Origin of the sequence: Zoogloea sp., from assembly GCF_041908905.1 — a bacterium.
In the GTDB taxonomy this organism is placed as follows: domain Bacteria; phylum Pseudomonadota; class Gammaproteobacteria; order Burkholderiales; family Rhodocyclaceae; genus Zoogloea.
Genome location: NZ_JAYREK010000040.1, coordinates 1 through 25387, shown reverse-complemented (window position 1 = coordinate 25387; position 25387 = coordinate 1). Strand labels below are relative to the sequence as shown.

Annotated in this window: 23 protein-coding genes, 1 pseudogene and 1 riboswitch; of the genes and pseudogenes, 7 read left to right on the top strand and 17 right to left on the bottom strand. The window is 71.1% G+C overall.

From position 1 onward, the window contains the following. Nucleotides 1–2 precede the first annotated feature (2 nt). The 5 genes from ACE3OU_RS16190 to ACE3OU_RS16170 form a co-directional block, all read right to left on the bottom strand. On the bottom strand, nucleotides 3–890 hold the full coding sequence (locus ACE3OU_RS16190) for a sirohydrochlorin chelatase (protein WP_374242582.1): 888 nt from the start codon (nucleotides 888–890) through the stop codon (nucleotides 3–5). After that, the gene (gene cobM, locus ACE3OU_RS16185; protein WP_374242581.1) at nucleotides 887–1687 is read right to left on the bottom strand and encodes a precorrin-4 C(11)-methyltransferase; all 801 of its coding nucleotides are present in this window, start codon (nucleotides 1685–1687) and stop codon (nucleotides 887–889) included. Before cobM ends, ACE3OU_RS16190 begins: the two co-directional genes overlap by 4 nt. Nucleotides 1688–1690: 3 nt before the next feature. Continuing rightward, a complete protein-coding gene (locus ACE3OU_RS16180; protein WP_374242580.1) occupies nucleotides 1691–2329 on the bottom strand; it encodes an energy-coupling factor ABC transporter permease in 639 nt (212 codons plus the stop codon). A 202-nt stretch (nucleotides 2330–2531) separates the two neighbouring features. Next, nucleotides 2532–2752, bottom strand: a riboswitch (cobalamin riboswitch). A gap of 136 nt (nucleotides 2753–2888) precedes the next feature. After that, the gene (mutL, locus tag ACE3OU_RS16175) at nucleotides 2889–4736 is read right to left on the bottom strand and encodes a DNA mismatch repair endonuclease MutL (RefSeq protein ID WP_374242579.1); all 1848 of its coding nucleotides are present in this window, start codon (nucleotides 4734–4736) and stop codon (nucleotides 2889–2891) included. A gap of 108 nt (nucleotides 4737–4844) precedes the next feature. Further along, entirely contained in the window at nucleotides 4845–6032 is a 1188-nt protein-coding gene (locus ACE3OU_RS16170; RefSeq protein ID WP_374242578.1) for a S8 family peptidase, read from the bottom strand. Nucleotides 6033–6347: 315 nt separating this feature from the next. Between ACE3OU_RS16170 and ACE3OU_RS16165 the strand changes: the two genes are divergently transcribed. From ACE3OU_RS16165 to ACE3OU_RS16155, 3 genes are all read left to right on the top strand, one after another. Then, nucleotides 6348–8642, top strand: coding sequence for a TonB-dependent siderophore receptor (locus ACE3OU_RS16165; protein WP_374242577.1), 2295 nt, complete (start codon nucleotides 6348–6350; stop codon nucleotides 8640–8642). A 1095-nt stretch (nucleotides 8643–9737) separates the two neighbouring features. Continuing rightward, on the top strand, nucleotides 9738–10952 hold the full coding sequence (gene purT / locus ACE3OU_RS16160) for a formate-dependent phosphoribosylglycinamide formyltransferase (RefSeq protein ID WP_374242592.1): 1215 nt from the start codon (nucleotides 9738–9740) through the stop codon (nucleotides 10950–10952). 13 nt (nucleotides 10953–10965) lie between these two features. After that, nucleotides 10966–11829: a fumarylacetoacetate hydrolase family protein gene (locus tag ACE3OU_RS16155; protein WP_374242576.1), complete on the top strand. Its 864-nt coding sequence runs from the start codon at nucleotides 10966–10968 to the stop codon at nucleotides 11827–11829. A 127-nt stretch (nucleotides 11830–11956) separates the two neighbouring features. Here the strand turns inward: ACE3OU_RS16155 and ACE3OU_RS16150 are convergent, their stop codons facing one another. The 6 genes from ACE3OU_RS16150 to ACE3OU_RS16125 all read right to left on the bottom strand — a co-directional run bounded on the left by ACE3OU_RS16150 (nucleotide 11957) and on the right by ACE3OU_RS16125 (nucleotide 15131). After that, nucleotides 11957–12628, bottom strand: a complete 672-nt coding sequence (locus ACE3OU_RS16150; RefSeq protein ID WP_374242575.1) for a 2'-5' RNA ligase family protein — start codon at nucleotides 12626–12628, stop codon at nucleotides 11957–11959. Next, nucleotides 12625–13068 carry a hypothetical protein gene (locus tag ACE3OU_RS16145; RefSeq protein WP_374242574.1) on the bottom strand — a complete coding sequence of 148 codons (444 nt, stop codon included), beginning with the start codon at nucleotides 13066–13068 and terminating at the stop codon, nucleotides 12625–12627. The genes ACE3OU_RS16150 and ACE3OU_RS16145 overlap by 4 nt, the downstream gene beginning before the upstream one ends. A 145-nt stretch (nucleotides 13069–13213) precedes the next feature. Beyond that, entirely contained in the window at nucleotides 13214–13420 is a 207-nt protein-coding gene (locus tag ACE3OU_RS16140) for a hypothetical protein (protein WP_374242573.1), read from the bottom strand. 93 nt (nucleotides 13421–13513) lie between these two features. Further along, entirely contained in the window at nucleotides 13514–13846 is a 333-nt protein-coding gene (locus ACE3OU_RS16135; protein WP_374242572.1) for a CorA family divalent cation transporter, read from the bottom strand. Further along, a complete protein-coding gene (locus ACE3OU_RS16130; RefSeq protein WP_374242571.1) occupies nucleotides 13780–14700 on the bottom strand; it encodes a hypothetical protein in 921 nt (306 codons plus the stop codon). Before ACE3OU_RS16130 ends, ACE3OU_RS16135 begins: the two co-directional genes overlap by 67 nt. Before the next feature lie 50 nt (nucleotides 14701–14750). Beyond that, a complete protein-coding gene (locus tag ACE3OU_RS16125; RefSeq protein WP_374242570.1) occupies nucleotides 14751–15131 on the bottom strand; it encodes a cyclic nucleotide-binding domain-containing protein in 381 nt (126 codons plus the stop codon). 127 nt (nucleotides 15132–15258) lie between these two features. Between ACE3OU_RS16125 and ACE3OU_RS16120 the strand changes: the two genes are divergently transcribed. Further along, the gene (locus ACE3OU_RS16120) at nucleotides 15259–15462 is read left to right on the top strand and encodes a hypothetical protein (protein WP_374242569.1); all 204 of its coding nucleotides are present in this window, start codon (nucleotides 15259–15261) and stop codon (nucleotides 15460–15462) included. Between the two features lie 102 nt (nucleotides 15463–15564). Here the strand turns inward: ACE3OU_RS16120 and ACE3OU_RS16115 are convergent, their stop codons facing one another. The 4 genes from ACE3OU_RS16115 to ACE3OU_RS16100 form a co-directional block, all read right to left on the bottom strand. Further along, nucleotides 15565–17220 carry a methyl-accepting chemotaxis protein gene (locus ACE3OU_RS16115; protein WP_374242591.1) on the bottom strand — a complete coding sequence of 552 codons (1656 nt, stop codon included), beginning with the start codon at nucleotides 17218–17220 and terminating at the stop codon, nucleotides 15565–15567. Then, entirely contained in the window at nucleotides 17189–17590 is a 402-nt protein-coding gene (locus tag ACE3OU_RS16110) for a Cache 3/Cache 2 fusion domain-containing protein (protein WP_374242568.1), read from the bottom strand. Before ACE3OU_RS16110 ends, ACE3OU_RS16115 begins: the two co-directional genes overlap by 32 nt. 211 nt (nucleotides 17591–17801) lie before the next feature. Beyond that, the gene (locus ACE3OU_RS16105) at nucleotides 17802–18407 is read right to left on the bottom strand and encodes a cytochrome c (RefSeq protein WP_374242567.1); all 606 of its coding nucleotides are present in this window, start codon (nucleotides 18405–18407) and stop codon (nucleotides 17802–17804) included. Nucleotides 18408–18556: 149 nt separating this feature from the next. Continuing rightward, nucleotides 18557–19330, bottom strand: coding sequence for a response regulator (locus tag ACE3OU_RS16100; RefSeq protein ID WP_374242566.1), 774 nt, complete (start codon nucleotides 19328–19330; stop codon nucleotides 18557–18559). Nucleotides 19331–19653: 323 nt separating this feature from the next. On the opposite strand from ACE3OU_RS16100, the gene putA reads away from it, so the two are divergent. Genes putA through ACE3OU_RS16085 form a run of 3 tightly spaced genes read left to right on the top strand, consistent with a single transcriptional unit; the run spans nucleotide 19654 to nucleotide 24548 of the window. Beyond that, a complete protein-coding gene (putA, locus tag ACE3OU_RS16095; RefSeq protein WP_374242565.1) occupies nucleotides 19654–23352 on the top strand; it encodes a bifunctional proline dehydrogenase/L-glutamate gamma-semialdehyde dehydrogenase PutA in 3699 nt (1232 codons plus the stop codon). A 51-nt stretch (nucleotides 23353–23403) separates the two neighbouring features. Next, on the top strand, nucleotides 23404–24183 hold the full coding sequence (locus ACE3OU_RS16090) for a glycerophosphodiester phosphodiesterase family protein (protein WP_374242564.1): 780 nt from the start codon (nucleotides 23404–23406) through the stop codon (nucleotides 24181–24183). Beyond that, nucleotides 24180–24548 (top strand): glycerophosphodiester phosphodiesterase family protein, encoded by a 369-nt coding sequence (locus ACE3OU_RS16085; protein ID WP_374242563.1) that lies wholly within the window; start codon nucleotides 24180–24182, stop codon nucleotides 24546–24548. The genes ACE3OU_RS16090 and ACE3OU_RS16085 overlap by 4 nt, the downstream gene beginning before the upstream one ends. 57 nt (nucleotides 24549–24605) lie before the next feature. On the opposite strand, the gene ACE3OU_RS16080 is transcribed toward ACE3OU_RS16085, so the two are convergent. Continuing rightward, on the bottom strand, nucleotides 24606–25250 hold the full coding sequence (locus tag ACE3OU_RS16080) for an RluA family pseudouridine synthase (RefSeq protein ID WP_374242562.1): 645 nt from the start codon (nucleotides 25248–25250) through the stop codon (nucleotides 24606–24608). Between the two features lie 17 nt (nucleotides 25251–25267). Beyond that, a pseudogene (locus ACE3OU_RS16075) lies at nucleotides 25268–25387 on the bottom strand (IS3 family transposase); the annotation flags it as partial.

The following is a 25387-nucleotide window of genomic DNA, read 5'->3' as shown; positions in this document are numbered from 1 at the left end:
GATCAGGCACGGGCGGGGTGCCCGTGGGGGTGATGATGGTCGTGGTGCAGGACGTGGGTGTGGCTGTGGTCGTGGAGGTGCTCGGCTTCGGCGGCCTGGCGGTACTTGCAGCCGTCGCATTCGAGCAGCCCGCCCTCGGGCCGCTCGAGGCCGGCCGCCTTGTGGTCGAGCAGCTCGAAGATGCCGTCGTCGAAGCCGAAGTGGGTGCCCAGCGCGAAGGCCACCTGCGGGTATTGGCCGCGCAGCCGGGCCACCTGGGCCTTGATGCGCTCCATCAGCACGCCGGTGAACAGGTACACCGGCACGATGGCGAGCTGGCCCATGCCCAGGCGCACCTGGCGCTGGACGACGCTCTCGAGGCGCGGCCAGGTGACGCCGGTGAAGGCCAGGTCCACCAGCTCGAAGTCGTTGTCCTCGAACAGCCAGCGCGCCATCTTGGCCAGCTCGCCGTTGGCGCCGGCGTCGGACGAGCCGCGGCCCAGCAGGATCACGCCGGTGGTCTGCGGGTCGGGCATGTCGAGGGCCTTCATCAGGCGGTCGAGCTGGCCCTGCAGCACCTTCAGGATCTCGCGGCCCATGCCCAGGTGGCGGGCGCAGGCGAAGCTCACCGCCGGGTGGCGAGCGCGGGCGGCCTCGACGGCGGCGGGCAGCTCCATCTTCACGTGGCCGGCGGCGTTGAGGATGAAGGGGATCACCAGCACCTGGCGGGCGTCCCGGGCGGCGTTGTCGAGGCCGGCGTCGAGCAGCACCTCGGCATGCTCGATGAAGCAGGTCTCGATGCGCCAGGCGGGGTGACGCTCGCGCCACCGGGCGGCGAAGTGGAGGATCTCGGCGTTGCCGTCGCGGTTGCGGGAGCCGTGGCCCACCAGCAGGATGGTGGTGTCGTTCATGCGGGGTTCTCCGGGGAGGGCACCGTGGCCTTGCGGAAACGGTGGCTGAAGGCGGGGTCGTAGAGCTTGGAGCGGGCGAGGGTCGGCCAGTCGGCGGCGCCCAGGGCGGGGCTGGCGATGATCATGGCCTGGCTGGCGATCTTCTCGGCCTGGCAGCGCTGCTTGATGTCGGCGAGGGTGCCGCGGACGATCTTCTCCTCGCCGGGCCAGCTGGCCTTCTGGACCACCAGCACCGGCGCGTCCTCGCGCCAGCCGGCGGCCCTGAGGGCGCGCTGGACCTCATGCAGCAGGGTGATCGACAAAAAGATGCAGAGGGTCGTGCGGTGGGCGGCGAGGGCGGTGAGGTCCTCACCCGGTGGCATCGGGGTGCGCCCGGCCACGCGGGTGAGGATCACCGTCTGGGTGACCTCCGGCAGGGTCAGGGTCTCGCCGGCGGCGGCGGCCGAGGCGAAGGCCGACGACACGCCCGGCACCACCGCCCACTCGATGCCGGCGGCGGTGAGCGGGCGGCTCATCTCGATCAGCGCGCCGTACAGGCCGGGGTCGCCGGTCTGCAGGCGCACCACGGTGGCGTGGCGGGCGCACCGGGCGACGAGCCAGTCGCTCATCTCTTCGAGGGTCATGTCCTTCGAGTCGCGGATCTCGCAGCCGGGCGGGGCGAAGCGGGTCGCCGCCTGGCTGACCAGCGAGCCGGCGTAGAGGATCGCGCCGGCCTCCTCTAGCAGGCGGCGCCCCTTGAGGGTGAGCAGCTCGGGGTCGCCCGGGCCGGCCCCCACGAACCAGACCTTGCCGGTCATCGCTCAGACCGCCTGGGGCTGGAAGCAGAAGCGCACGGCGGCGTGGTGCTGCCCGCGGGCGATGGCGGCCACCACCAGCAGGGTGAGCAGCGGCTCCACCGCCACTATGGCGGCGTAGGACGAGGCAAACGCCAGCCAGGCCGACAGTGGCGTGGCCACCTCGCCGACGGCCAGCCAGAAGCCGACCATCAGCGTCACGCCGCTGTAGAAGGCGGCGTCGAGCTTGAGGACGGCGCGCAGGTCGAGCCGGGCGCGGGCGGCCAGCAGGCGCTTGCCGAGGGTGGCATGCACCAGCGTCAGCGGCACGGCGAGGGACAGGGTGTTCACGCCGATGTGAACGAGGTCGGCCGGGGCGAACAGCAGTCCCTGGGCGAGCAGGCCGATGGCGAAGCCGAACAGCGCCGGCACGAAGCCGAGGGCCAGGTAGAGCGGCATGGCGCCCAGGAAGTGCAGCTCGGACGGGCCCACCGGGAGGTGGAAGGCCTGCATGAACAGCAGGAACAGCACGCCCGCGATCAGGCTGCGGACGACGAGCTGCGGCGCTTTGAGGAGGTGGATGGACTGGCTGCCGAGCAGGGCCGCGGCGGCGAGGTTGGCGGCGAGGATCTTGGCACTGGCGACGTACCCCGGTTCGATGTGCATGTTGCTTTCCTTCGTGACGATTGAACGAAGTGCGGCAGGACATCGGGGCGTGCAGAAACAGCCTGCAACGGCAATACGGACCGGTGGCAGGGCGAGCGCGGACCAGGGGCGGCAGAGGTTCCGGGAAATGCAGCGGGAACGGGACGGACGGCAGTGGTCGAGCAAGCCCAGCGGTCGGTTCTGCCCACACCCCGGGGCCATACCACACCATCAAGTCACAGGCCGGTCTTCTGGCTCGCCTTCATCCTCTTCTGCCAACCTTCCCGCGTGCGAGCACGCAGTGGCGTAAAGCAGAGTCGTCTGGCTTACAGCAGCGGGGGCTGCGCCGGAATGGTCGGGGAGAGCATGCTCCCGACGTCACCGGACTTCCCGTTTCACCTCACCCGCAGACGCGGGGTCGGCACCCGTAACGGCCCGGAGTCTAACCGCATGTGTTATGCCGTCGCAAGCGCTTTGCGTGGAGGGCGGCGCGGCGTGCTGTCGCGGGTGGGAAACCTGGGGGGTGGAATGGCGTGGCCGAGGCCGGGGCCGGCGACCGGCGGCGCGGGCGGGCAGGCGCTCAGCGCCCGCGCAGGAAGAGCCTGTCGAGGTCGGCCATGGTGAGGGCCGTCCAGGTGGGGCGGCCGTGGTTGCACTGGTCGGCGCGCTCGGTGGCTTCCATCTCGCGCAGGAGCGCGTTCATCTCGGGGATCGTCAGGCTGCGGTTGGCGCGCACGGCGCCGTGGCAGGCCATGGTGGCGAGGAGTTCGTTGCGCCGGGCGGTGACGACCTCGGTGGCCGGGTAGTCGCGCAGCTCGGCGAGCAGCGAGCGCACCAGCTCGCCCACCGGCGCGGCGGCGAGCAGGGCCGGCACGCTGCGCACCGCGAGCTCCGACGGCCCGGCCGGGGCGATCTCGAAGCCCATGCGTTCGAGCAGCCCGGCGTGCTCCTCGGCGCTGGCCATGTCCTTGGCGCCGACCCCGAACACCGCCGGGATCAGCAGGCGCTGCACGCCCGGCGTGCCGTCGAGCAGGGTCTTGAGGCGCTCGTAGAGGATGCGCTCGTGGGCGGCGTGCATGTCCACGAGGATCAGCCCGGCTTCGTTCTGGGCCAGGATGTACACCCCGTGGAGCTGGGCCAGCGCGTAGCCCAGGGGCGGCGCGAGGTCGCCGGCGGGCATCGCCGGGGCGGCGCTGGCGGGCTGGGGCAGGCCGGCGCGGGGGGCGAAGGCGGTGGGGGTGAAGCCGCCCGACGCTGGCGTGGCATCTGCGGCCGCTGCGGGTTCGGGCCGCGCCGAGGCGGCGAAGTCGAAGTAGGCCCGGGAGGCCGGTTCCATCGCCAGCCGGCCCTGCTGGGGCGGCGGGAAGTAGGGGGCCTGCCGGCTCGCCGGAGCGGCCTCGGCGGCGGGTGCGGGGGCTTCGGGGCGGCCGGCCTCCTCGGCCTGGCCGCCGGCGCCGGAGGCGGCCAGCGCCCGGTTGAGGGCGTGATAGACGAACTGGTGCACCGCCCGCGAGTCGCGGAAGCGCACCTCGATCTTGGCCGGGTGCACGTTCACGTCCACGCCGTAGGGATCGAGTTCGAGGAACAGCACGTAGGCGGGGTGGCGGCTGCCGTGGAGGATGTCGGCGTAGGCCTCGCGGATGGCGTGGGTGAGCAGCTTGTCGCGCACGAAGCGGCCGTTCACGTAAAAGAACTGGGCGTCGCGGCTGCTCCGCGAGTAGGCCGGCAGCGAGGCGTAGCCGCTGAGGCGCAGCGGGCCGGCTTCGGCTTCGACCAGCCGCGCCGCGCCCAGGAAGTCGTCGCCCAGCAGCGCCCGCACCCGGGCCTCGCGGCGGCCGGAGGGCAGGCGCAGGCTGACCCGGCCATTGTGGGTGAGCTGCAGCGCCACGTCGGGACGGGCCAGCGCGATGCGGCGGAAGACGTCGTCGCAGTGGGCGAACTCGGTGCCCTCGCTCTTCAGGAACTTGCGCCGGGCCGGGGTGTTGAAATACAGGTCGGCCACATCCACCACGGTGCCGTGGTTGAGGGCTGCCGGGGCCAGCTCGCGCGGGTCGGCGTCGATGCGCCAGGCGTGGGGCGCGCCGTCGGCGCGGCTGGTGATGCTCATCCGCGACACCGCGGCGATGGCGGCCAGGGCCTCGCCGCGGAAGCCCATGGTGCCCACGTGCTCCAGGTCGTCGAGGCTGGCGATCTTGCTGGTGGCGTGGCGCTCCAGGGCCAGCGGCAGCTCGTCCCTGGGGATGCCGCAGCCGTCGTCGGCCACCCGGATGCGCCGTACGCCGCCCTGCTCCAGCTGCACCTCGACGGCCGTCGAGCCGGCGTCCATGGCGTTCTCGAGGACCTCCTTGAGCACCGAGGCGGGCCGCTCGACGACCTCGCCGGCGGCGATCTGGTTGATGAGGTGGTCGGGGAGGAGATGGATGGGCATGGCGGCTTCCTGGACGGCAGGGGCGGATTGTAGCCGCTACGAGGCAAAACGCCCCGGCCACCCGGTGGAGTGCCGGGCGCCGGGGCGTTGCAGCGGGGATGTGGTGGTTTAGAAGGGCAGCACGTCGAGGCGGGTGATCGGCCGGCCGTCCTTGCTGACGGTGCCGGGCACCACGGCCGCGCCCTTGATCGCCGCTTCCACCTGGGCCGGGCTTGCCTTGCCGTTGCGGCCGAGGTAGAGCGCCGCGGCGCCGGCCGCGTGGGGGCTGGCCATCGAGGTGCCGGAGGCGATGGCGAGGCCGCCGTTGAGGTAGGTGGAGGTGATGCTGACGCCCGGCGCCCAGGTGTCGACGCAGCTGCCGTAGTTGCTGAAGTAGGCTTCGTTCTCGGTGCTGTCGGTGGCGGCCACGGTGATCACGCCGGCGGTCTGCCCGCCGATGCGGGCCGGCGAGCTGGTGCACGCATCCACCGCGCTGTTGCCGGCGGCCACGGCATACACCACGCCCGAATTCACCGACTTGAGGATGGCGTTGTCGAGCAGGGTGCTCACCCCGCCGCCGAGGCTCATGTTGGCCACGGCCGGCTTGACGGCCTTGGAGGTGACCCAGTCGACGCCCTTGATCACCCCCGAGGTGGTGCCGGAGCCGGTGCAGCCGAGCACCTTGACGCCGGTCAGCGCGACGCCGGGCGCCATGCCGACCACCGAGGCGCTGTCGTCGCGGGCACCGATGGTGCCGGCCACGTGGGTGCCGTGGCCGTTGCAGTCGGTGTTCTTGCCGTCGCCGGTGAAGTTGGTGTGCTTGACGAGGTTGAGGTCCGGGTGGGTCGCGATGCCGGTGTCGATCACATACACATTCACGCCGCTCACCGCGCCGCTGCCGTTGCCGGCGAGGGTCGAGGAGAGGGTGGCGCGGGTGGTGGCGATGCCCCAGGGGATGGTCTGGCCTACGGCGTACACCGGCTTGTCCTCCTCGATCGCCATCACGCTGGGGTCGGCCTTCAGGAGCGCCAGCTGGGCGTCGGTGAGGGGGGCGGCGAAGCCCTTCATGACCTGGCTGTAGGCGTGCCGGGCCTTGATGCGGTAGCGGGTCTCGAGGGCCTGGGTGCGCTCCAGCACCTGGTCGTCCACGTAGCCCCAGCCGTTGGGATCGGCGTCCCGGCGGCTGTCGCGCACGGCCTTGCGCACCGGCGCCTGCACGGCGGCGTCATTGAACTGGACGATATAGTTTTTGGTGGTCTCGGCCTGGGCAAGGGGGGCGGCGAGGGCCAGGGCCAGCAGGCAGGGATGCAGTTTCATGATGGCGTTTTCGAGTGCTGGATGGTGTTTTTGCTGGTTTTGACAGTTACGGCGGTCGCAGGAAGGACTTTAGAGACAAATTCTCGCCCTCTTCATCCCCCTCCCGCCGCGAGCCTCCCACGTCGGGCTGGAAGACTTGATCGACGCCTCGAACGCCCTCGCATGGCCCCGCCGATATTCGCGACAGATTGTCGCGTGAGACGTTATGGCGCACGAAAAGGTGACGGCACCTTTTTATGATCTCGCGCTTTCGTGTTCTTTCGTGTTCAGCGCCCGTGAGCACATCCGGGCGCCCATCGTCTCCGGTCACCGCCAATGCTGCATACCGTCTGCAACCACCGTCTTGTTCATCCGCCGGCCTGGCTGGCGCTGCTTGCCCTGACCCTTGCCCCACCCGCTGCCGTTGCCGAGCCTGCCTCCGGTGACAGCGGGGCGGGGCTGACCTCCACTGTGCCCCAGGCTGAGCAGCCGACCCGCCTGCGGGAAGTGCTCGTCACGGCTGGCCGCCTGCCGGCGGATGCGTACGCGGCCGCCAGGGCCAGTGTCGGCGGCAAGTCGGACGTGGCCTTGCGGGAGATTCCGCAGTCGGTGAGCGTACTCACCCGCCAGCGCATCGAAGACCAGAACCTCATCGAGGCTACCCGGGCGCTCACCTGGGTCACCGGCCTGGTGGACGGCCGCTCCAATGAAAGCGACACGCCCCTCATCAGCGCCCGCGGCTTTCGCGTCGACAACGTGACGATAGACGGCAGCCTGGCTGGTGCGACCTTCTGGCAGGTGCCGTCGGATCTGTCGATGTATGAACAGGTGGAAGTGCTGCGGGGCCCCACCGGCCTCTTCAACGGCAGCGGGCCCACCGGCTCGGCGGGCGGGGCGATCAATTACCGGCGCAAGCGGCCGCAGGCCGACCCCCTCACACAGATGGAGTTCGCGGTGGGGCAGTGGGACCACTACCGCGTCACCCTTGATGCGGCCCGGCCCCTGGGCGAGGACGATCGCCTGCGCGGGCGCCTGGTGGCGAGCAGCCTCGACCAGAATGATTTCATCGCCTACACAGGCCGCCAGAACCAGATGATCTATGGCGTGCTGGATTTCCGGCTCAGCCCGGCCACCTTGCTCACCGTCGGCGCCGACCACGACCGGCGCCGCTCCGTGCCTACCTACAAATATTCGACCTTCCGGGGCGACGGCTCCGACCCGCGCTGGCCGCGGGAGATGGCCTGGATGGTGCCCTGGGCGCGCTGGGACGGAGACACCACCGGCGCCTTCGCCGAGCTGGCGCATCGTTTCGATGACGACTGGCGCCTCAAGGCGGCCTACAACTACCGGCAGGAAAAACTGTTCTGGGATTGGGCCTGGGTGGCCGGCGTCGTCGATCCCATCCCGGGCAGCACGCAGAAGCCACTCTACGTGACCGGTCAGCGGCGGGACACGGACGACCAGGTGCATACCTTCGATGTCAACCTCACCGGCCGCTTCCGGGCCTGGGGGCGGACCCACGACCTGGTGGTCGGTGCCAACGCCTCGCAGCGGGAGCAGGTCACGCATCAACCCGTGTCCGGCAAGTATTCCTACGACTGGGGCAAGCCCGACACCTTCTACATCGACCCGAGCCGCATCAACATCGGCGAAGCGCCCTGGCGCCCCTCCGTCATGTCCGGTAACCCCACCACCTACCGCTACCAGGACGATGGAGTGTACGGAAACCTCCGGCTGCGCGTCCTCGACCAACTCACGCTCACCGCCGGCGGGCGGGTCAGCACCTACGAGTACAAGGGCTATACGAACAACACCGTCACCAATAAGGGCGCCTACAAGCGCTCGGGCGTCGTCACGCCCTACGCCGCGCTGACCTGGGACTTCAGCGACAGCACCAGCGCCTACGTGAGCCACGCCGAGGTCTTCAGCGTCACCAACGCCTACAAGGTCACCGGCGAGATGGTCGAGCCGGTGGAGGGGAACAACCGGGAGATCGGCCTCAAGTCCGAGTTCTTCGACGGCAACCTGCTCGCCTCCGTGGCAGCCTACCGGCTGACCCGCAAGAACCAGACCCGGATCGACCCGAGCGCACCTTACCCCTGTCCGGCGTCGCCCCTACCCAATGCCTATTGCTACGTCGCCGACAATGAACAGCAGGTCGACGGCGCCGAGCTGGAGCTGGTCGGCCGCCTGAGCCGCAATTGGCAGGTCATGCTTGGCCTCAGCCACATGAAGAAGCGCTACACCCGCTGGCTCGACGGCAAGGGTGCGGTGAGTGGCACCCAGGGCGACAGCTGGTGGAAGGACGACCCGGACAACACGGTGAAAGCCTGGTCCAGCTATCGCCTGCCCGGCGCGGCGGCCTCCTGGCGGGTGGGCGGCGGTGTGCGCTGGCAGAGCGAGACCTACGCGGAGCGCGTGGCCTCCGGCCCGATCCCGGCCGCCCGCGTCACGCAGCCCGCCTTTGCGGTCTGGGATGCCATGCTGGCCTGGGAGATCGACAAGACCTGGCGCGCCCAGCTCAACGTCACCAACCTGTTCGACAAGGCCTACTACTCGCGGGTGACCACCTCCTACGGCAGTTATGGCGAGCCACGCCGTCTGATGCTCACCGTGCGCGCCACACTGTAGTTTCGTGCCCTCCTGGCCCTGGCCCATCTTGATTCCATGAATAACCTCCTTCAACGACCGCCGCAGCACAAGCGCACGGCAATCGCACGCCGCCCGGCCCTGCTGGCGCTCATCCTGGGCCTGCTCGGCCTCTCCGGCCCGCTCCCGGCCGTCGGCCAGCGGGGGCCGGACGCCGCGCCTGCCGCGGTCACGGAAGCCTCCCCCAGGGAAGTCCTCGATCAGCTCCGCAAGGACGCCCGCGCCGACCCCCAGCGCACGGCCAGCCTGCTGGCCTCCCTGCACCCCGAGCGCATGAACGCCGACGATCGCGCCACCTGGGTGCGCCTGTCGCGGGAGGCCGCGCTGCGCAACGGCGACCTCGCCACCCTCGAGGCCCTGAAGGACCAGCCCGACCCCTTCGCGCTACTGCCCCTGTCTCGCCTGCTGCTGGCCAACGCCCACCTCAACGAGGCCGACCTCCCAGCCGCCCGCGCCGAGCTCGATCGGGTGGGTCCGCTGGCCGGGCTCAACACCCGCGACCAGCGGCGCTACTGGGCCCTGCGGGCCCGGCTCGGGCAACTGGAAGGCCTGCCCGGCGAGGAGCTCGAGGCGCTCGAGCGGATCATCGACGAGCTCGCCCACTGGCCCTCGGCCAATTGCCAGTCCTGCCACAGCGACCCCAAGGCCCCCGCGGCCATTCCGCTGCTCGAGATCGCCGACACCTGGTATGGCCGGCGTTTCGTCGCGTTGATGAAGGCCCGGGGCGCCGCCGGGGATGTTCGGCTGCTGGCCCAGCAGCGCCTGCTCAACCGGCCCGACGACATTCACGCGCGGATCGTTCTCGGCTACGCCCTGCTGGCCGAGGGCCGGCCGGACGAGGCCGCGCGCAGCTGGGCCGTGGTCCCCTGGCTGGCGACGCCGGGCCGCCCGGGCGGGCCGGTGCGGATGATGTTTGCGTGGCCCCGAGCCCAGCGTCTTCGACGGGCCACCTTTCACCGGATGCAGGGCGGGCCGCGTGAGCTGGCGCAGGGCACCTCTTGCGAGGGGCGCTCGGCCCCGCGACGCCCCCGGGCCCGTCCGTATAATGGCGCTCCCACCCCTTCCCGGAGCGACCCCATGAAACTCGGCACCCCTCTTTCCCCCAGCGCCCTGCGCGTGATGCTTCTCGGCTCCGGCGAGCTGGGCAAGGAAGTCCTGATCGCCTTGCAGCGGCTGGGCGTCGAGACGATTGCCGTGGACCGCTACCCCAACGCCCCGGGCCATCAGGTGGCCCACCGCGCCCACGTGATCGCCATGACCGACGGCGCCGCGCTGCGGGCGCTGGTCGAGCAGGAGAAGCCCCACCTGATCGTGCCCGAGATCGAGGCCATCGCCACCGACATGCTGGTGCAGATCGAGGCCGAGGGCCTGGCCGAGGTGATCCCCACCGCCCGCGCCGCCCAGCTCACCATGAACCGCGAGGGCATCCGTCGCCTGGCCGCCGAAGAGCTTGGCCTGCCCACCTCGCCCTACCGCTTCGCCGACTCGCTGGCCGAACTGCAGGCCGCCATCGACGGCAGCGACGGCGCGCCTGCCATCGGCTACCCGTGCATCGTGAAGCCGGTGATGTCGTCGTCGGGCAAGGGCCAGTCGTTGCTCAAGGGCCCGGACGACGTGCAGAAGGCCTGGGATTACGCCGCCGCCGGCGGCCGGGTTAACCAGGGCCGGGTGATCGTCGAGGGCTTCATCGACTTCGACTACGAGATCACCCAGCTCACCGTGCGCGCCTGCGACGCCAGCGGCGCGGTGCAGACCTATTTCTGCGACCCGATCGGCCACGTGCAGGTGTCGGGCGACTACGTGGAGTCGTGGCAGCCCCAGGCCATGAGCCCGGCGGCGCTGGCCCGCTCCCGCGAGATCGCCGGGGCCGTCACCGCCAACCTGGGCGGGCGTGGGCTGTTCGGCGTCGAGCTGTTCGTGAAGGGCGACGAGGTGTGGTTCTCGGAGGTCAGCCCGCGGCCCCACGACACCGGCCTGGTCACCCTGTGCTCCCAGCGCTTCTCGGAGTTCGAGCTGCACGCCCGCGCGATCCTCGGCCTGCCGGTGGATGTGAGCCTCGCCGAGCCGGGCGCCTCGGCGGTGATCTACGGCGGCATGGAGGCCGCCGGCATCGCCTTCGAGGGCGTCGCCGAGGCGCTGGCGGTGCCGCGCAGCGACATCCGCCTGTTCGGCAAGCCCGAAGCCTTTGCCCGTCGCCGGATGGGCGTCGCGGTGGCCAACGGCGCCGACGTGGACGAGGCCCGCACGCGCGCCAGGCTGGCGGCAAGCAAGGTGCGCCCGGTGCAGGGCTGAGGGAGGTTTTGAGATGAAGCTGCTGCGCTACGGCCCCAAGGGCCACGAAAAGCCCGGCCTGTTGGATGCGGACGGCAATATCCGCGACCTGTCGGGCCTGCTCGACGACATCACCCCCAAAACGCTGGCGCCCGCCGCGCTGGCGGTGCTCCAGGCCATCGACCCGGTCCGTCTGCCCAAGGTGCAGGGCAGCCCGCGCCTCGGGGTGCCCTGGAACGGCACGCCCAAGTTCATCGCGATCGGCCTCAACTACCACGACCACGCGGTGGAGTCCGGCATGCCGGTGCCCGCCGAGCCGGTGATGTTTCCCAAATGGACGAGCTGCCTCGCCGGCCCCGACGACGACATCGTGCCGCCGGAGGGCTTTACCCGCCTCGACTGGGAGGTGGAGCTGGGCATCGTGATCGGCAGCCAGGCCCGCAACGTGACGGCCGACGCGGCGCTGGCCCACGTGGCCGGCTTCTGCGTGGCCAACGACGTGTCCGAGCGCACCTGGCAGCTCGAGAAGAGCGGCGGCCAGTGGGGCAAGGGCAAGGGCTTCGACGGCTTCGGCCCGGTCGGCCCGTGGCTGGTGACCCCCGACGAGGTGCCCGACCCGCAGAACCTCGACCTGTGGCTGGACGTGAACGGCGAGCGCATGCAGACGGGCAACAGCCGGCTGATGATCTTCTCGTGCGCCGAAGTGATTGCCCGCTGCAGCCAGGTGATGACCCTGGAGCCCGGCGACCTGATCATCACCGGCACGCCGCCGGGGGTGGGGATGGGCTTCAAGCCGCCGCGTTTCCTGAAGGCGGGCGACGTGGTGGAGCTGGGCATCGGCGGCCTTGGCCGCCAGCGCCAGCGGGTGGTGGCACCCTCAATGGAGACGCCTCGATAAGGCCATGCCCCGGGGAAACTCCAGGGGCGACTTCGGGCCTACCCGGAGCTTGTCCCGGCAATGCCGGTCAGGCTGCGCTGACCCAACCGGCGGGCGGGAGGGAAAGCTCGCGGGACGGCGGCGGGCTTCAGCCGTAGCCGTGGCCGAAACGGAAGCGGCCGAGGGTCTCCAGCGGCCCGCCGATGTCGGGCGCGGCGTAGCGCATCAGGCTGAGGTGGTCGATGCGCAGCCGCAGCGGCGGGCCGGCGTCGAAGCCGTCGAGGCGGGGGAGCACCTCCGCCGTCGGCCAGGCGCCGGAATACAGCCCGACGGTGACGTGGGGCGTGTAGGGGCCGTGGGCCGCGTGGGCCTCGCCGCCGAGGGCCTGCCGCAGCCGGGCGATGCCGCCCTCGACATCATGCACCGCCAGGAAGGGCGCCGAGGTGAAGCTGGCGAGCCGGCCTATCTGCAGCTCGAAGGCCTGTAGCCCGCAGGCATCAAGGGCGGCCAGCTGGGCGGCGAGGGCGTCCGGGCCGAAGTCGTCCGGGTGCTCGGGCCGGTTGGTGGGAAAGCCGCACAGGGCCAGCGTGACGTGGGGCTGGCGGCGGTAGTCGTCGAGCAGCAGGCCGTCGAGGTGGGTGCCGGCGGCGGCCATCGCGGCACGCAGCGGCGCGCTGTCCACGTCGAGGGCCCACAGGGCGTAGTGGGGCCGGCCCCGATGCCATTCGGGGAAGTCCCGGCGCACGTTCTCGATGGTGTGGCCCGCCGCGGCAAAGGCCGTGCGGGCCTGGGCGAAGATGTCGTCGGGCGCCGCCGTCATCGGCCCGTGGCGGAGGGCAGGCGGTCGCAGGGGCGCATCCGCGGCTGCGGCAGGGTCTGGCCCCTGGCCTTGGCGCGCTCGCCCATCTGGGCGTGGTGCTCCTGCAGGTAGGCGACGCATTCCTCACGGCTCTGGAAGTTGCGCATGCGCTCCTGGTGGGCGGCCCGCTCTTCGGGTGTCATCAGTGCGAAACCCGGGCTGTTGCGGCGGTTCATGCGCCAGCCGCAGTTGGGGCGCGGGGTGTCGGCCTGCATGCAGGGGCCGCGGCCCATGCCGGCGCGGGGGCCCATCCCGGGCCCCATGCCCATGCCGGGGCCGGCGGGGGCAGCGGTCTGCGGGGCGGTGGTGGGTGCGGTTTCGGGGGCGGTCTGGGCCCACACGGAGCCCGTCAGCAGCAGGCCGGCCAGTGCCAGCGCAAAACGCCCTTGCTTCGATGTCATGGTGTTCTCCCGGTCAATGCAGGCCACGGACGGCGCGCCGCGCCCGACCTGCGGGGATGGTCGGCGGCCGAGCTTCGTCCCTCTGCTCGAATCTTAGACCCATCCGCGCCCGGGGCAAGCGGGGATTTGTGGCCGGGATCGCTGTTCAGCCGGGGGGCGTGTCGGTGCCGCCGGCCGACGGGCGGGCCATGTCGTCGCGCCAGCACTCGCGGCCCGGGTCGGCGTGGCGGGGCAGGCCCAGCCCGAGGCTCGACAGCCGGGCCAGCCGCGAGGCCTGGGTGGTTTCGGCGATCCACGCGAGCAGATCGCGGAGCCCGGCGAGGGCGTCGGTGTGCCTGGGCTTCTGCGGCATGGCGGGGCTCTCCGGGGGGTGACGTCGAATTACAACGACATCAGTATTACCCCGCCCCGTTACAGCTTGAAGTCTGGCCCGCGGCCGCTGGCTTCAGCCGGCCCGCGCGCTGCCCTTTCTGGCCTTGCGCGCCTCGAGGTAGCGCAGGCCGACGTAGGTGCCCCAGCCCACCATCCCCATGCCCAGCACCAGGGCGCCGTAGGCCAGCTGCCAGGGGATGCCGCTGGTCATCATCGAGAACTCCGACATGCCACCGACGCCCGCCAGGATGTTGATGGGCATGAAGACCACCCCGAAGACGGTGAGCTGGGAGACGCGCCGGTTCTGGTTGATGTTGATGAAGCCGATGGTGGCGTCCATCAGGAAGTTGATCTTGTCGAACAGGAAGGCGGTGTGGTTGTTGAGGGACTCGATGTCGCGCAGCACCTGGCGAGCATCGAGGCGGCGTCCTCGTCGCTGAGGTTTTCGCTTAGCACCTTGTGGCCGACCTGGCCCAGCGCGGCGTAGATGCCCTCCAGGGCGTCGGCGGAATACTCGACGTCGGCGCCGTACAGGTCCACCAGCAGGCCGAGGCTGTCGCCGGTGTAGATCGGTTGGGTGATGGCGCGGCGCCGCTGCAGGCGGAAGGCCGGCAGATCCGCGTTGCGCAGCGAGAACAGCACGCCGCCTCGCAGGACGAACACCACCGGCACGCTGCGCGACTCGCCGGCGCGGTCGAGGAGGAAGTTGGAGTGAAGGCGGATCTCGTCGTCCTCCTCGCGGATGAAGCGGGAGCTGACCTCCAGGTCGGTGGCCTCGCCCGGGGCCGGGAGCTGCACGCCGAAATGCTCGCCCACGTAGCGCCGCTCGCCGGGCGTGGCGTCGAGCAGGTCGACCCACAGCGGCTTGAGGCCGGCCATGTCGCGGCGGCCAGTGATGGGCAGCTGGCGGAGCCGCCCGTCGCGGATCTCGTAGGCATTCACCCGGGCCGGCGAGGGGCTGGGCTGGCGGGTGCCGACGAGGCGCTCGCGCAGGGGTTCGGAGAGCTCCCACAGCACGTCGTTCTCGCGTCCGGCGGGGAGCTGCTGCCACAGGGCCTGCGCGTCGTCGGGGGCGAGGGCCTCGAGGATGTCGCCGATCTCGCGGCTGCCCAGCCGGAGGAGGAGGTTCTGGATCTCGGCCAGGTGGGTGCGGTGCACCACGGTCTCCACGAGCTGCTGCCGGGGCATGCTCTGGCTGTGGACCATGCCTTCGACGAGGCGCTGTTTGCGCAGGAGCTCGGTGATCTTTTCGAGGGACATTCGCTTGGCGGCAGCCGTGATCGGCTGGAGGAGGGGGCGGGCCCGTGGGGTCAGGCGTGCGGGGTGGCGGGGATGCGGCGGGCGAGGCTGCGCATGACATCCAGCGCAAAGGCGGGGTTCTGGCGGACGATGTCCTGGAAGCTCTCGGCGTCGAGGGTCAGGAACTCGCAGTCCTGCCGCGCCTTGACCGTCGCCCGCCGCGGGCCCGGTTTGACGAGGGACAGCTCGCCCACGATGGCGCCGGGGCCGAGGCGCTCGACGCTCCGCCCGGGGGATGAGATCTCGGCGCTGCCGTTGATGAGGACGTACATCGTGTCACCGGTGTCGCCTTTCTCGAACAGGGCGCAGCCGGCGGGAACGTGATGGATCCGGCCTCCCGGGAAGCGGTTGGCAGGGGGCGGGTCAGGCTTCAGGAGACTGAGTATCCACATCGCCCCACGCTAGCACTCGGGTGTGACAAAACCATTACAAAACAAGGGGAAAGATTTTCTGCGGGGGCCGTTCTGCCGCAAGGGGCGGCGTATACTGGAGACCCCGTTGATCGTGAGGATGACCCGTATGAACGCCGAACTCGCCTATCGTTTCTGCGTCCGGGAAAAGTCTGCTGCCGGGCAGGGTTCCCGATCCCGGCCGCTCTTCATCACCCACCAGCACATGCGCGAGGCCGACGCCGCCGAACGCTACGAGATCGTCGAGCGCCTTGAGCACACGGCCCTGAGCCTGGACGACCCGGCGTTCCGCCTCGACGCTGATACCCCTTAGACGCAGCTGGCGTGAAAAAGGCCCCGCGCTGCAGGGCCCTGTTCATGGAGCGAGCGGTACGGCCGGGCCCGCCGAAGCCGACGGGCCGGCCGCGTCGCGTGCTCAGGCTGCGACGTGGAAGCGGGCGACCGATTGGGACATCCGGCTGGCCAGCCGTTCCAGGTCGGTGGCGGCCTGGAGGGCGCCCCGCGAGGCCGCGTCGTTCTGCTCGGACAGCCGGCTGATGCGCTCGACCTCCTCGCCGATGGCGTTGCCGGCGCTGGCCTGCTCGGCGAGGGCGCTCGACATGTCGCTGGCCAGGGCTGCCACGGCGGTGGCGCCGGCCTCGATGGCGGCCATCCGGGCGCCCGAGTCCTCGACCTTCACCACGCCTTCGCCGACCCGGTTGCGGGCCGACTCCATGCCGGCGATGGCCTCGCCGGCGCCGCTCTGGATGCTGTCCACCACCCGCGAGATCTCCTGGGTGGAGGCGGCGGTGCGTTCGGCCAGCTTGCGCACCTCGTCGGCGACCACCGCGAAGCCGCGCCCCTGTTCGCCGGCGCGGGCAGCCTCGATGGCGGCGTTGAGGGCCAGCAGGTTGGTCTGGTCGGCCACCTCGCGGATCACCGAGACCACCGAGGTGATCTGCCGCGAGGCCTCGCCCAGGTGTTCGATCCGGCTCGCGGTGTCGGTCACCGCCTGCTCGATGGTGGCCATCTGGCTGACCGCGGCGCGGGAGGCGTCGCGCCCCTGGCCGGCGAGTTCGCGGGTTTCCTGCATGCTCGCGTCGGCGCTGCGGGCGTTGTCGCTCAGGATGTTGATGCTCACGGCGAGCTCCTCGACGCCGGCCGCCATCGCCGACGCGGCGTTGCTCTGGGTGGCGGCGTTGTCGGCGAGGGTGCGCGAGATCCGAGACAGGGCGGTGGCGGTGCCCTCGACCTCCCGCGCCTGCTGGCGCAGCTCGCCGATCAGGTGGCCCATGCTGGCCGTGGTGGCATCGATGCTGCGGGCGATCACGGCCAGCTCGTTGCGGGTCTCGCCGTCGGCGTCGTCATGCTCGATGCGCACATGCAGGTCGCCGGCGCCGATCTGCTCCAGGGCCCCGACGATGCGGCGCACCGGCCGCAGCTGGCGGGTGATGAAGGCATACAGCAGGGCCGCGAGCAGCAGCGCGGCGGCGCCCGAGGCCAGCAGGATCATGTTGCGCAGGGCCGTGCTGGCGGAGGTGAAGTCCGCCACGTAGCCGCCGCAGGCCACCACCAGGCCGCCGAGGCTGTCGGTCTGCTCGAAGAGGGCCAGCTTGTCGTGGGTGCTGCCATCCTGCTCGCGCCAGGGGTAGATGATGCTGCCGGCGGGGCTGGCGAGCATCTTTTCCATCACCGGCTCGCCGTTGGCGTCCTTCAGCTCGCTGGCGTCCTTGCCGGCGAACTGGGGGTGGAACAGCATCACGCCGCGCTCCTTGCCCTGGGAATGGAACACGTAGGCGTAACCCGTGCCGAACTTGAGTTCGTCGATGGTGTTCTTGAGGCTGGCGAAAACCTGGGTCAGGTCGAAGCCGATGAACAGCACGCCGACCACCTTGCCGTCCCGGTCGCGGGCCGGCACGTATTTGGTCATGTAGTGGCGGCCGAAGAGCTTGGCCGAGCCCAGGTAGGTGTCGCCGGCGAGGAGCCGGGCGCGGGCCGGGTGGCGGGGCCGAGGCGGGTGCCGATGGCGCGCTCGCCCTTTTCGGTCTTGAGGGAGGTGCTCACCCGCACGAAATCGTCGCCACCCCGCCAGTGCTGCGGGTCAGCTCGTCCACCGCGGTGAAGTCGAGGTTGAGCGCCTTGCCGCGGTATTCGAGGGTCGGCGCCTCGAGCGGGCCGACCTGCACGGGGCGGTCGGCGTGCAGCGTGAAGGGTTCGGGGAATTGCGAGATGAACAGCGTGGCGACCTTGTCGGTGAGGCTGACGCTGATCTCGTGGGTGGTGTCGATCATCTTGCGCACGCTGTGGACCTGCTGCTTGAGGTCGTTGCTGATCTGGTCCAGGCTGCTGCGGTAGGTGTAGGACGACACGAACAGGGCAAGGGCGAGGATGACCAGGCTGACCAGCGCCAGCGTCACGCCGACGAACTGATGGCTGAGGGAGAGGCGGTCGATGGCTTTCATGGCATGACCTTCACATGGGCTGCGGCAGGTGAACACGGAGCGCTCGGAAAACCGGTCCGTGTCAGTGTTTTCGGCCAGCCGCGTAAAATATTTATGTTTTTGTTGTTTTTGATGTATCTGGGCGAGCGTAGGCCGGCGGTCGTGCCGCATGAGGGCTGACCGCCGTTCTGCCCCGGCTCCCTGGCCGGGATGGCCGGGTGCCGTTTCCGGCTCAGTCGAGGGTGGAGATGTAGCTGGCGACGGCCTTCACCTCCAGCTCGGTGAGCCTGGAGGCGATCGAGTGCATCACCGCGTTGTCGTTGTTGCGCTCCCGGGTGTTGAACTGCTTGAGCTGGTTCTCGAGGTAGAGGGCCTGCTGCCCGGCCAGGCGCGGCAGCTGGGGCGTGCCGTGGCCCTTGGGGCCGTGGCAGGAGACGCAGGCCGCGACCCCGGAGAAGGTGTTGCCCTTGGTGAAGATGTAGCGGCCGACACCGGCAAGGTCGGGGTCGGTGGCCTCGCTGCGGGTGGCGGGTTTCTTCTCGAAGAAGGCGCCCAGGGACTTCATCTCCTCGGGGCTGAGGTCGGCGGCCATTCCGGCCATGGTGTCGCTCTTGCGGCGGCCGCTCTTGAAGTCGGCCAGCTGTTTGGCGATGTAGTCGGCGTGCTGGCCGGCCAGGCGCGGGTAGAGCGCCGAGGCGGCCTCGCCCTCCATGCCGTGGCACAGGAAGCAGCGCCCGCCGACGATCTCCTCGGCGCGTTTGAGGTCGGCGGCCTGGGCGGGCAGGGCCAGCAGTGCGAGCGCGGTGCTGGCGAGCAGGGCCGAAAGTCGGTTGGTCATGAGTCTCCCCTTATCTGATTGTATGGGCGAGGCAGGCCGCGGCCGGGTTGCTGCCGGCGTGGGGCTGCCCTTTCATCAGAATATAAGGGTTTTTTAATTTTTGCCCAAGATGGGTGGAGCTGGCGGCGCGGACGTGGCGACGCCCGGACTCACTCCTGGGCGGGCCCGTCGCGGCGGAAGGCGCTGGGCGACATGCTGAAGCGCTCCCGGAAGGCGGTGGCGAAGTTGGCGCCGCTGGTGAAGCCGACCTCCAGCGCGATGGCCTGGATGTCGAGGGAGGTGTGGGTCAGCAGGCGGCGGGCTTCCTTCATGCGCTCCTCGCGCAGGAACTCGAACACCGTCAGGCCGACGCAGGTCTTGAAGGCGGCCGACAGGCGGCGCTGGCTGGTGCCGATGCTCTGGGCGAGCTCGGCCAGGTCGGGCGGGGTGTCGAGGCGCGACATCAGCTGCTTGCGGGCCGCCTCGAAGAGATTGCGGTCGAGCCGGGGGGGCTGTGCGCCGGCGTCGGTGGCCGGCTCGGGGCCGCGCAGGGTCTTGAGGTGGATGGCCAGGCGCAGGCGCACTTCCTCGAAGTCGAAGGGCTTGATGATGTAATCCACGGCCCCGGCATGCAGGCCGGCAACCCGCTCCTCGGGGCTGGAGGCGGCGGTGAGGAAGATGACGGGGATGTCGCGGGTGCGGGCGTCGTCGCCCAGACGCCGGCAGGCGGTCAGGCCGTCGCAGCTCGGCATGCGCACGTCCATCAGGATGAGGTCGGGCTGGGCCGCGACCGCCTTGTGGAAGGCGTCGTCGCCATTGATGCCGACATAGGCCCGACAGCCCTGGCGCTGCAGGTAATGGGTGAGCACGCAGCGGTCGGCGTCCACGTCGTCCACGACGAGGATGCGTGCCCCGGTCAACACGTTGGGTTGGGATGCTGACATGTGTGGTTATGGGTGGCGTTGGGAGGCGCTGGCCTCTCATGCCGTGGCATGGGGCGCGACGCAGGGCGGGGAGCGCCCCGCCTGCGTCCCCGGAAAGGCGCTGCCGCCGATCAGGCAAAAGGGTAGCCGGTGGATTTCAGCATGAAGAAGTTTGAAATGTTGAAAACAAGTATGAATTTCTGAAAACAAAACTGGAATCTGCCCGTAGCCCGGCAGCGCAGGCGGCCATCGCGGCGCGCTACCCGGTCGGCCTTGAACCCCTGCAGGTGCCGGGTGTCTCTTAGCGAGGAGCCCCCGAACCGGAACGCATGGAGGTTTTCCCCATGGCAAACCGTACCGATCCCGTTACACCCCTCGCCGCGCACCGGCAGGCCATCGCCCGCCACTGCCGGGCCGACGAAGCGGCGGCCGTTGCCGCCCTGGTGGAAGCGTTCCAGCCGTTCAGGCCCGGCCCGGCAGCGGTGGCCGCGCGGGCCGGTGAGCTGGTGCGCGCCGTGCGGGCCCGGCGCCGGAGCGCCGGCGGCGTGGACACGCTGATGCACGAGTTTTCCCTGTCGAGCCAGGAGGGCGTGGCGCTGATGTGCCTCGCCGAGGCGCTGCTGCGCATCCCCGACAGCGCCACCCGCGACCGCCTGATCCGCGACAAGCTCGCCGGCGGCGACTGGCAGGCCCACCTGGGCCACAGCGACTCGCTGTTCGTCAATGCCGCGGCCTGGGGGCTGACGATCGTCGGGGCGCTGGTGAGCCCCCATCCCCAGGGCGCCCTCGCCGACAGCCTGACGCGGCTGCTCGCCCGCGGCGGCGAGCCGCTGATCCGCCGTGGCGTGGAGCTGGCGATGGCGCTGCTGGGCCGCCAGTTCGTGATGGGCGAGACCATCGCCGCGGCCCTGGAGCGGAGCGCCGCCGACGTAGCAAGGGGCTACACCCACTCCTTCGACATGCTCGGCGAGGCGGCCCTGACCAGCGCCGACGCCCTGCGCTACTTCGAGGCCTACCGGGGCGCGATCGAGGCCATCGGCCGCCCCGGCGGCGGCGTGGTGGCCGGGCCGGGGATCTCGGTGAAGCTGTCGGCGCTCCATCCGCGCTACGGCCGCGCCCAGCGGGAGCGGGTAATGGCCGAGCTCTACCCCCGCCTGCTGGCGCTGGCCCGGCTGGCCTGCGAGCGGCGGATCGGCTTCAACCTCGACGCCGAGGAGGCCGAGCGCCTGGAGCTGTCCCTCGACCTCGTCGAACGGCTCGCCTTCGAGCCCGCGCTGGCCGGCTGGGATGGCCTCGGCGTGGTGGTGCAGGCCTACCAGAAGCGCGCCCCGTGGGTGGTCGCGTGGCTGGTGGAACTGGCCCGCAGCGCCGGTCGCCGCATCATGGTGCGCCTCGTGAAGGGCGCCTACTGGGACAGCGAGATCAAGCGCGCCCAGGTGGAGGGGCAGGCCGGCTACCCGGTGTTCACCCGCAAGGCCCACACCGACCTCTGCTACCTGGTGTGCGCCGCCCGCCTGCTCGCCGCGGCCGACGTGATCTACCCCCAGTTCGCCACCCACAACGCCCAGACCCTCGCCAGCGTCGAGCGGATGGCGGCGGAGCGAGGGGTGACCGAATACGAGTTCCAGTGCCTGCACGGCATGGGCGAGGGGCTCTACGACCACGTGGTCGCCCCGGGCGCGGCTGGCCCGCGCTGCCGCATCTACGCGCCGGTGGGGCGCCACGACGCGCTGCTGCCCTACCTGGTGCGGCGCCTGCTCGAGAACGGCGCCAACAGCTCCTTCGTGAACCGCATCGTCGACGAGAAGGTGCCCGAGGCGGCGCTGCTCGAGGCGCCCCTGGAGCAGGTGCTCCGCGAGGGCGGCGAGGCTCACCCGGCGATCCCGCTGCCGCGGGCGTTGTTCGGGCCGGCGCGCCTCAATTCGGCCGGGCTGGACCTCGCTGACGAGGCGGTGCTTGCCGGACTGGCCGACGCCCTGCAGCGCCTCGCCGGCCACCCATGGCGGGCCGCCCCGCTGCTGGCGGCGGGCTGTGCCGGGGCGGGGCCGTGGGTCGACATCCTCAATCCGGCCGACCGGCGCGAGCGGGTGGGGCAGGCGAGAGGCGCCACGCCCGACGAGATCGAGGCGGCCCTGCAGGCGGCAGTCGCAGTGGCCGAGGCGTGGGCGGCCCGGCCGGCGGCCGAGCGGGCCGGGCTGCTGCGCGGGGCGGCCGACGGGCTGGAGGCGGCGCTGCCCGAGCTCTTCAGCCTGTGCGTCCGCGAGGCCGGCAAGACCTGGCCCAACGCCGTCGCCGAGATCCGCGAGGCGGTGGATTTCTGCCGCTACTACGCGGCCGAAGTCGAGCGCCTGCCGGCCCCGCCGGCGCCGCCCGGGCCGGTGGCCTGCATCAGCCCGTGGAACTTCCCGCTGGCGATCTTCGTGGGCGAGGTGGCGGCGGCGCTGGCCGCCGGCAGCCCGGTGCTCGCCAAGCCCGCCGAGCAGACGCCGCTGATCGCCGCCCGCGCGGTGCGGATCTTCCACGCCGCGGGCGTTCCGCCGGCGGTGCTGCAGCTGCTGCCCGGCACCGGCGAGGCGGTCGGTGCGGCGCTGGTCGCCGACCCGCGGGTGCGCGGGGTGATCTTCACCGGCTCCACCGAGGTCGCCCGGCTCATCCAGCGCAGCCTCGCGGCGCGCCCGCCCGGCCAGCCGGAGGCCCGCCTGATCGCCGAGACCGGCGGCCAGAACGCGATGATCGTCGACGCCTCGGCCCTCGCCGAGCAGGTGGTGCAGGACGTCATCGCCTCGGGCTTCGACAGCGCCGGCCAGCGCTGCTCGGCGCTGCGCCTGCTGTGCCTGCAGGAGGACATCGCCGACCGGGTGCTGGAGATGCTCCAGCTGGCGATGGGCGAGCTCGCCGTCGGCAACCCGGCCCGGCTCGCCACCGACGTCGGCCCGGTGATCGACGAGGCTGCCCGCGCCGGGCTGCTCGCCCACATCGAGGGCATGCGCGCCGCGGGCCGGCGGGTGTTCCAGTACAAGCTGCCCGACGACACGGCGGCCGGCTGCTTCGTGCCGCCCACGCTGATCGAGATCGGGCGCGTGGAGGAACTGGCGGGCGAGGTCTTCGGCCCGGTGGTGCATGTACTGCGCTACCCGGCAGCGCGCCTCGAGCGGCTGGTGGATGCCATCAACGCCACCGGCTACGGGCTCACCTTCGGCATGCACAGCCGCATCGGCGCGCAGATCGACGCCGTCACCCGGCGCATCCGCGCCGGCAACCTCTACGTCAATCGCAACATGGTCGGCGCCGTGGTGGGGGTGCAGCCCTTCGGCGGCGAGGGGTTGTCCGGCACCGGGCCGAAGGCCGGCGGGCCGCTGTATCTGGTGCGCCTGCTGGGGCTGGGCGACGTGCCGCCGGAAGCCCTCGGCCTGCAGCGGCGGCCAGCGGGCGAGGCCCTGCCGGCCCCTTGCGCGGCCCTTGATGCCCTGGAAGCCTGGGCGGAAGGCCGCGGGCGCGGGGCGCTGGTGCAAGTGTGCCGCGACGACCGGGCCGCGAGCCTGCTCGGCTGGGAAGCCTGGCTTCCCGGCCCGACCGGCGAGAGCAACCGGCTCCATTTCGTGCCGCGGGGCGCGGTGCTGTGCCGCGCAGGCAGCGAGGCGGCCCTGCTGGCCCAGCTCGCCGCGGCCCTCGCCACCGGCAACACCCCGCTGCTGCCCGCCGCCGCGCCATTGCCGCCGGACCTGCCGGCCGCAGTGACCCGGCACCTGCGACAGCTGGCGCCCGGCGAGCGCGCCGCTTGCGTGGCGGTGCTCGCCGAGGGCGAAGTCGAAGCGCTCGCCGCGATCCGCCGCGAGGTGGCCGCGCGGGACGGCGCGCTGGTGCCGGTGATCGGCCCCGACCCGGCCAGCGGCCGCTACCCGCTCCACCGCCTGTGCGGCGAGCGGGTGCTGACGGTGAACACCGCCGCGGCCGGGGGCAACGCGGCGCTGATGACGCTGGCGGTCCAGGGCGTGAGCGCGGGGGGCTTGCCCCTTCATGGTCCCGTAATCGGCGGGGGATAGATTGCGGCGCCGCACCAGGCGCCCCGCAACCCCACTTACGGAAGACTTCCAATGAAGATCAAGACCCTCGCCGTGCTGTGCTCCGCCGCCTTCCTCCAGGCCTGTGGAGGCAGCGACGACAGCCCCGCCTTCAAGACCCTCACCGGCGCCGAGCCGCTGGTGATCGCCCACCGCGGCGCTTCGGGCATCCTTCCGGAGCACACTCTCGAGGCCTACAGGGCGGCCATCGAGCAGGGCGCCGACTTCATCGAGCCCGACCTCGTGCTGACCAAGGACGGCGTGATGATCGACCGCCACGAGCCCATGCTCGACGGCACCACCGACGTGGCGAGCAAGTTCCCGGCCGACCGCATGCGCACCCGCGAGGTGGATGGCGTGCCGACCACGGCCTACTTCGCCAGCGACTTCACGCTGGCCGAGATCAAGACCCTGCGCGCCGTGCAGCCGCGGGCGAACCGCCCCCAGGGCTACAACGGCCTCTACGAGATCCCGACCCTCGACGAAGTGATCGCCCTCGCCAAGGCGGAGGGCACGAAGCGCGGCCGCGCGGTGGGCATCTATCCGGAGATCAAGCACTCCACCTACCACGCCACCACGGTGGGCTTCGGCGCCAACTATTTCGAGGACCAGCTGCTCGCCAAGCTCCACGCCGCCTATGGCAACGTGGCCAGCGCGCCGGTGTTCATCCAGTCCTTCGAGGTGTCCAACCTGCAGTACCTCAACACCCGGACCAACATCAAGCTGGTGCAGCTGATCGACGCCGACGACGTGAAGGACGACGGCAGCGTGTCGGGGCGGCGCCGTATCACAAGCCCTACGACTTCGTGGTGAAGAATGACAGCCGCAGCTTTGCCGACCTGCTCACCGCGTCGGGTCTGGATTTCATCAAGACCTACGCCGATGCCGTCGGCCCCTGGAAGCCCTACCTCGTGAAGACCGTCAACGACGGCGTCGAGCGCACCGGCGACGGCACCCTCACGATCAACGACCGGCGCGTGGACGGCAGCACCGGCGTCATCGAGATGGCCCACCGGAAGGGACTGATGGTGCACACCTGGACCTTCCGCGACGACGCCAGCGGCTACGGCTTCAAGGACCCGAAGGCCGAGATGCAGTACTACATGCGCCTCGGCATCGACGGCGTGTTCACCGACTTCACCGCCACCGGCGTCGCCGCCCGGGACGGCCTGCGCTGAACGTCTCGAGGAAACGCAGCGCCACCCCGGGTTTTTCCGGCCCCCGCGGGGCGAGCCTCAGAACGGCACCGGGCTTTCGAAGCAGGCCGGCACCCGGGTCTGCGGGTGGATCAGCGCGAGGCTCGCCGCGTGGAGGTACATGCGCGGATGGCGCGCTGCGCTGTCGGGCGGCGCGTAGAGCGGGTCGCCGATGATGGGGTGTCCGATGGACATCAGGTGCACCCGCAGCTGATGGGTGCGCCCGGTGACGGGCTTGAGTTCGAGCCGCGTGACGGCCGCCTCGCCCTCGCCGCTGCGGGCCAGCACCCGCCAGCGGGTGAGGGCGCGGCGGCCGTGGGCCGTATCGACCCGCTGGCGCGGGTTGTTGTCCGGGTCGGCGGCGAGGGGCAGGGCGATCTCGCCGCTGTCGGTGGCCAGGTGGCCGTGCACCAGCGCGCAGTACTGCTTGCCGATCACCCGCTGCTCGAAGGCCAGGCACACCCGCCGCAGCATCTCCGGGCCGCGGGCGAACAGCACCAGCCCTGAGGTGGCCATGTCGAGGCGGTGCACCAGGCGGGCATCGGCATACAGCGCCTGGATACGGCCCTCCAGGCTGTCCTGCCGGTCTTCGCCCCGGGCCGGCATCGACAGCAGGCCGGCCGGCTTGTCGGTGACGATCAACGCCGCGTCGGCGTGCAGGATGGCGGGGGCGAGGTGGGGCATGGGGCGAACGGAGATCCAGGCTGCGCGGCGCTTGTTCCGACCTCCTGGTGGATCGTGCGGATCAGCACCAGGGCCTGCCCGTCGGTGAGTCGCTTGCGCTCCGGGGTACCGCCCGCTTGCCAGGCCCGAAAACCGCT

Coding starts and splice junctions, on each gene's coding strand:
- ACE3OU_RS16190 (WP_374242582.1), bottom strand. CDS start 890: ATGAACGACACCACCATCCTGCTGGTGGGCCACGGCTCCCGCAACCGC.
- cobM (WP_374242581.1), bottom strand. CDS start 1,687: ATGACCGGCAAGGTCTGGTTCGTGGGGGCCGGCCCGGGCGACCCCGAG.
- ACE3OU_RS16180 (WP_374242580.1), bottom strand. CDS start 2,329: ATGCACATCGAACCGGGGTACGTCGCCAGTGCCAAGATCCTCGCCGCC.
- mutL (WP_374242579.1), bottom strand. CDS start 4,736: ATGCCCATCCATCTCCTCCCCGACCACCTCATCAACCAGATCGCCGCC.
- ACE3OU_RS16170 (WP_374242578.1), bottom strand. CDS start 6,032: ATGAAACTGCATCCCTGCCTGCTGGCCCTGGCCCTCGCCGCCCCCCTT.
- ACE3OU_RS16165 (WP_374242577.1), top strand. CDS start 6,348: ATGCTGCATACCGTCTGCAACCACCGTCTTGTTCATCCGCCGGCCTGG.
- purT (WP_374242592.1), top strand. CDS start 9,738: ATGAAACTCGGCACCCCTCTTTCCCCCAGCGCCCTGCGCGTGATGCTT.
- ACE3OU_RS16155 (WP_374242576.1), top strand. CDS start 10,966: ATGAAGCTGCTGCGCTACGGCCCCAAGGGCCACGAAAAGCCCGGCCTG.
- ACE3OU_RS16150 (WP_374242575.1), bottom strand. CDS start 12,628: ATGACGGCGGCGCCCGACGACATCTTCGCCCAGGCCCGCACGGCCTTT.
- ACE3OU_RS16145 (WP_374242574.1), bottom strand. CDS start 13,068: ATGACATCGAAGCAAGGGCGTTTTGCGCTGGCACTGGCCGGCCTGCTG.
- ACE3OU_RS16140 (WP_374242573.1), bottom strand. CDS start 13,420: ATGCCGCAGAAGCCCAGGCACACCGACGCCCTCGCCGGGCTCCGCGAT.
- ACE3OU_RS16130 (WP_374242571.1), bottom strand. CDS start 14,700: ATGTCCCTCGAAAAGATCACCGAGCTCCTGCGCAAACAGCGCCTCGTC.
- ACE3OU_RS16125 (WP_374242570.1), bottom strand. CDS start 15,131: ATGTGGATACTCAGTCTCCTGAAGCCTGACCCGCCCCCTGCCAACCGC.
- ACE3OU_RS16120 (WP_374242569.1), top strand. CDS start 15,259: ATGAACGCCGAACTCGCCTATCGTTTCTGCGTCCGGGAAAAGTCTGCT.
- ACE3OU_RS16110 (WP_374242568.1), bottom strand. CDS start 17,590: ATGAAAGCCATCGACCGCCTCTCCCTCAGCCATCAGTTCGTCGGCGTG.
- ACE3OU_RS16105 (WP_374242567.1), bottom strand. CDS start 18,407: ATGACCAACCGACTTTCGGCCCTGCTCGCCAGCACCGCGCTCGCACTG.
- ACE3OU_RS16100 (WP_374242566.1), bottom strand. CDS start 19,330: ATGTCAGCATCCCAACCCAACGTGTTGACCGGGGCACGCATCCTCGTC.
- putA (WP_374242565.1), top strand. CDS start 19,654: ATGGCAAACCGTACCGATCCCGTTACACCCCTCGCCGCGCACCGGCAG.
- ACE3OU_RS16090 (WP_374242564.1), top strand. CDS start 23,404: ATGAAGATCAAGACCCTCGCCGTGCTGTGCTCCGCCGCCTTCCTCCAG.
- ACE3OU_RS16080 (WP_374242562.1), bottom strand. CDS start 25,250: ATGCCCCACCTCGCCCCCGCCATCCTGCACGCCGACGCGGCGTTGATC.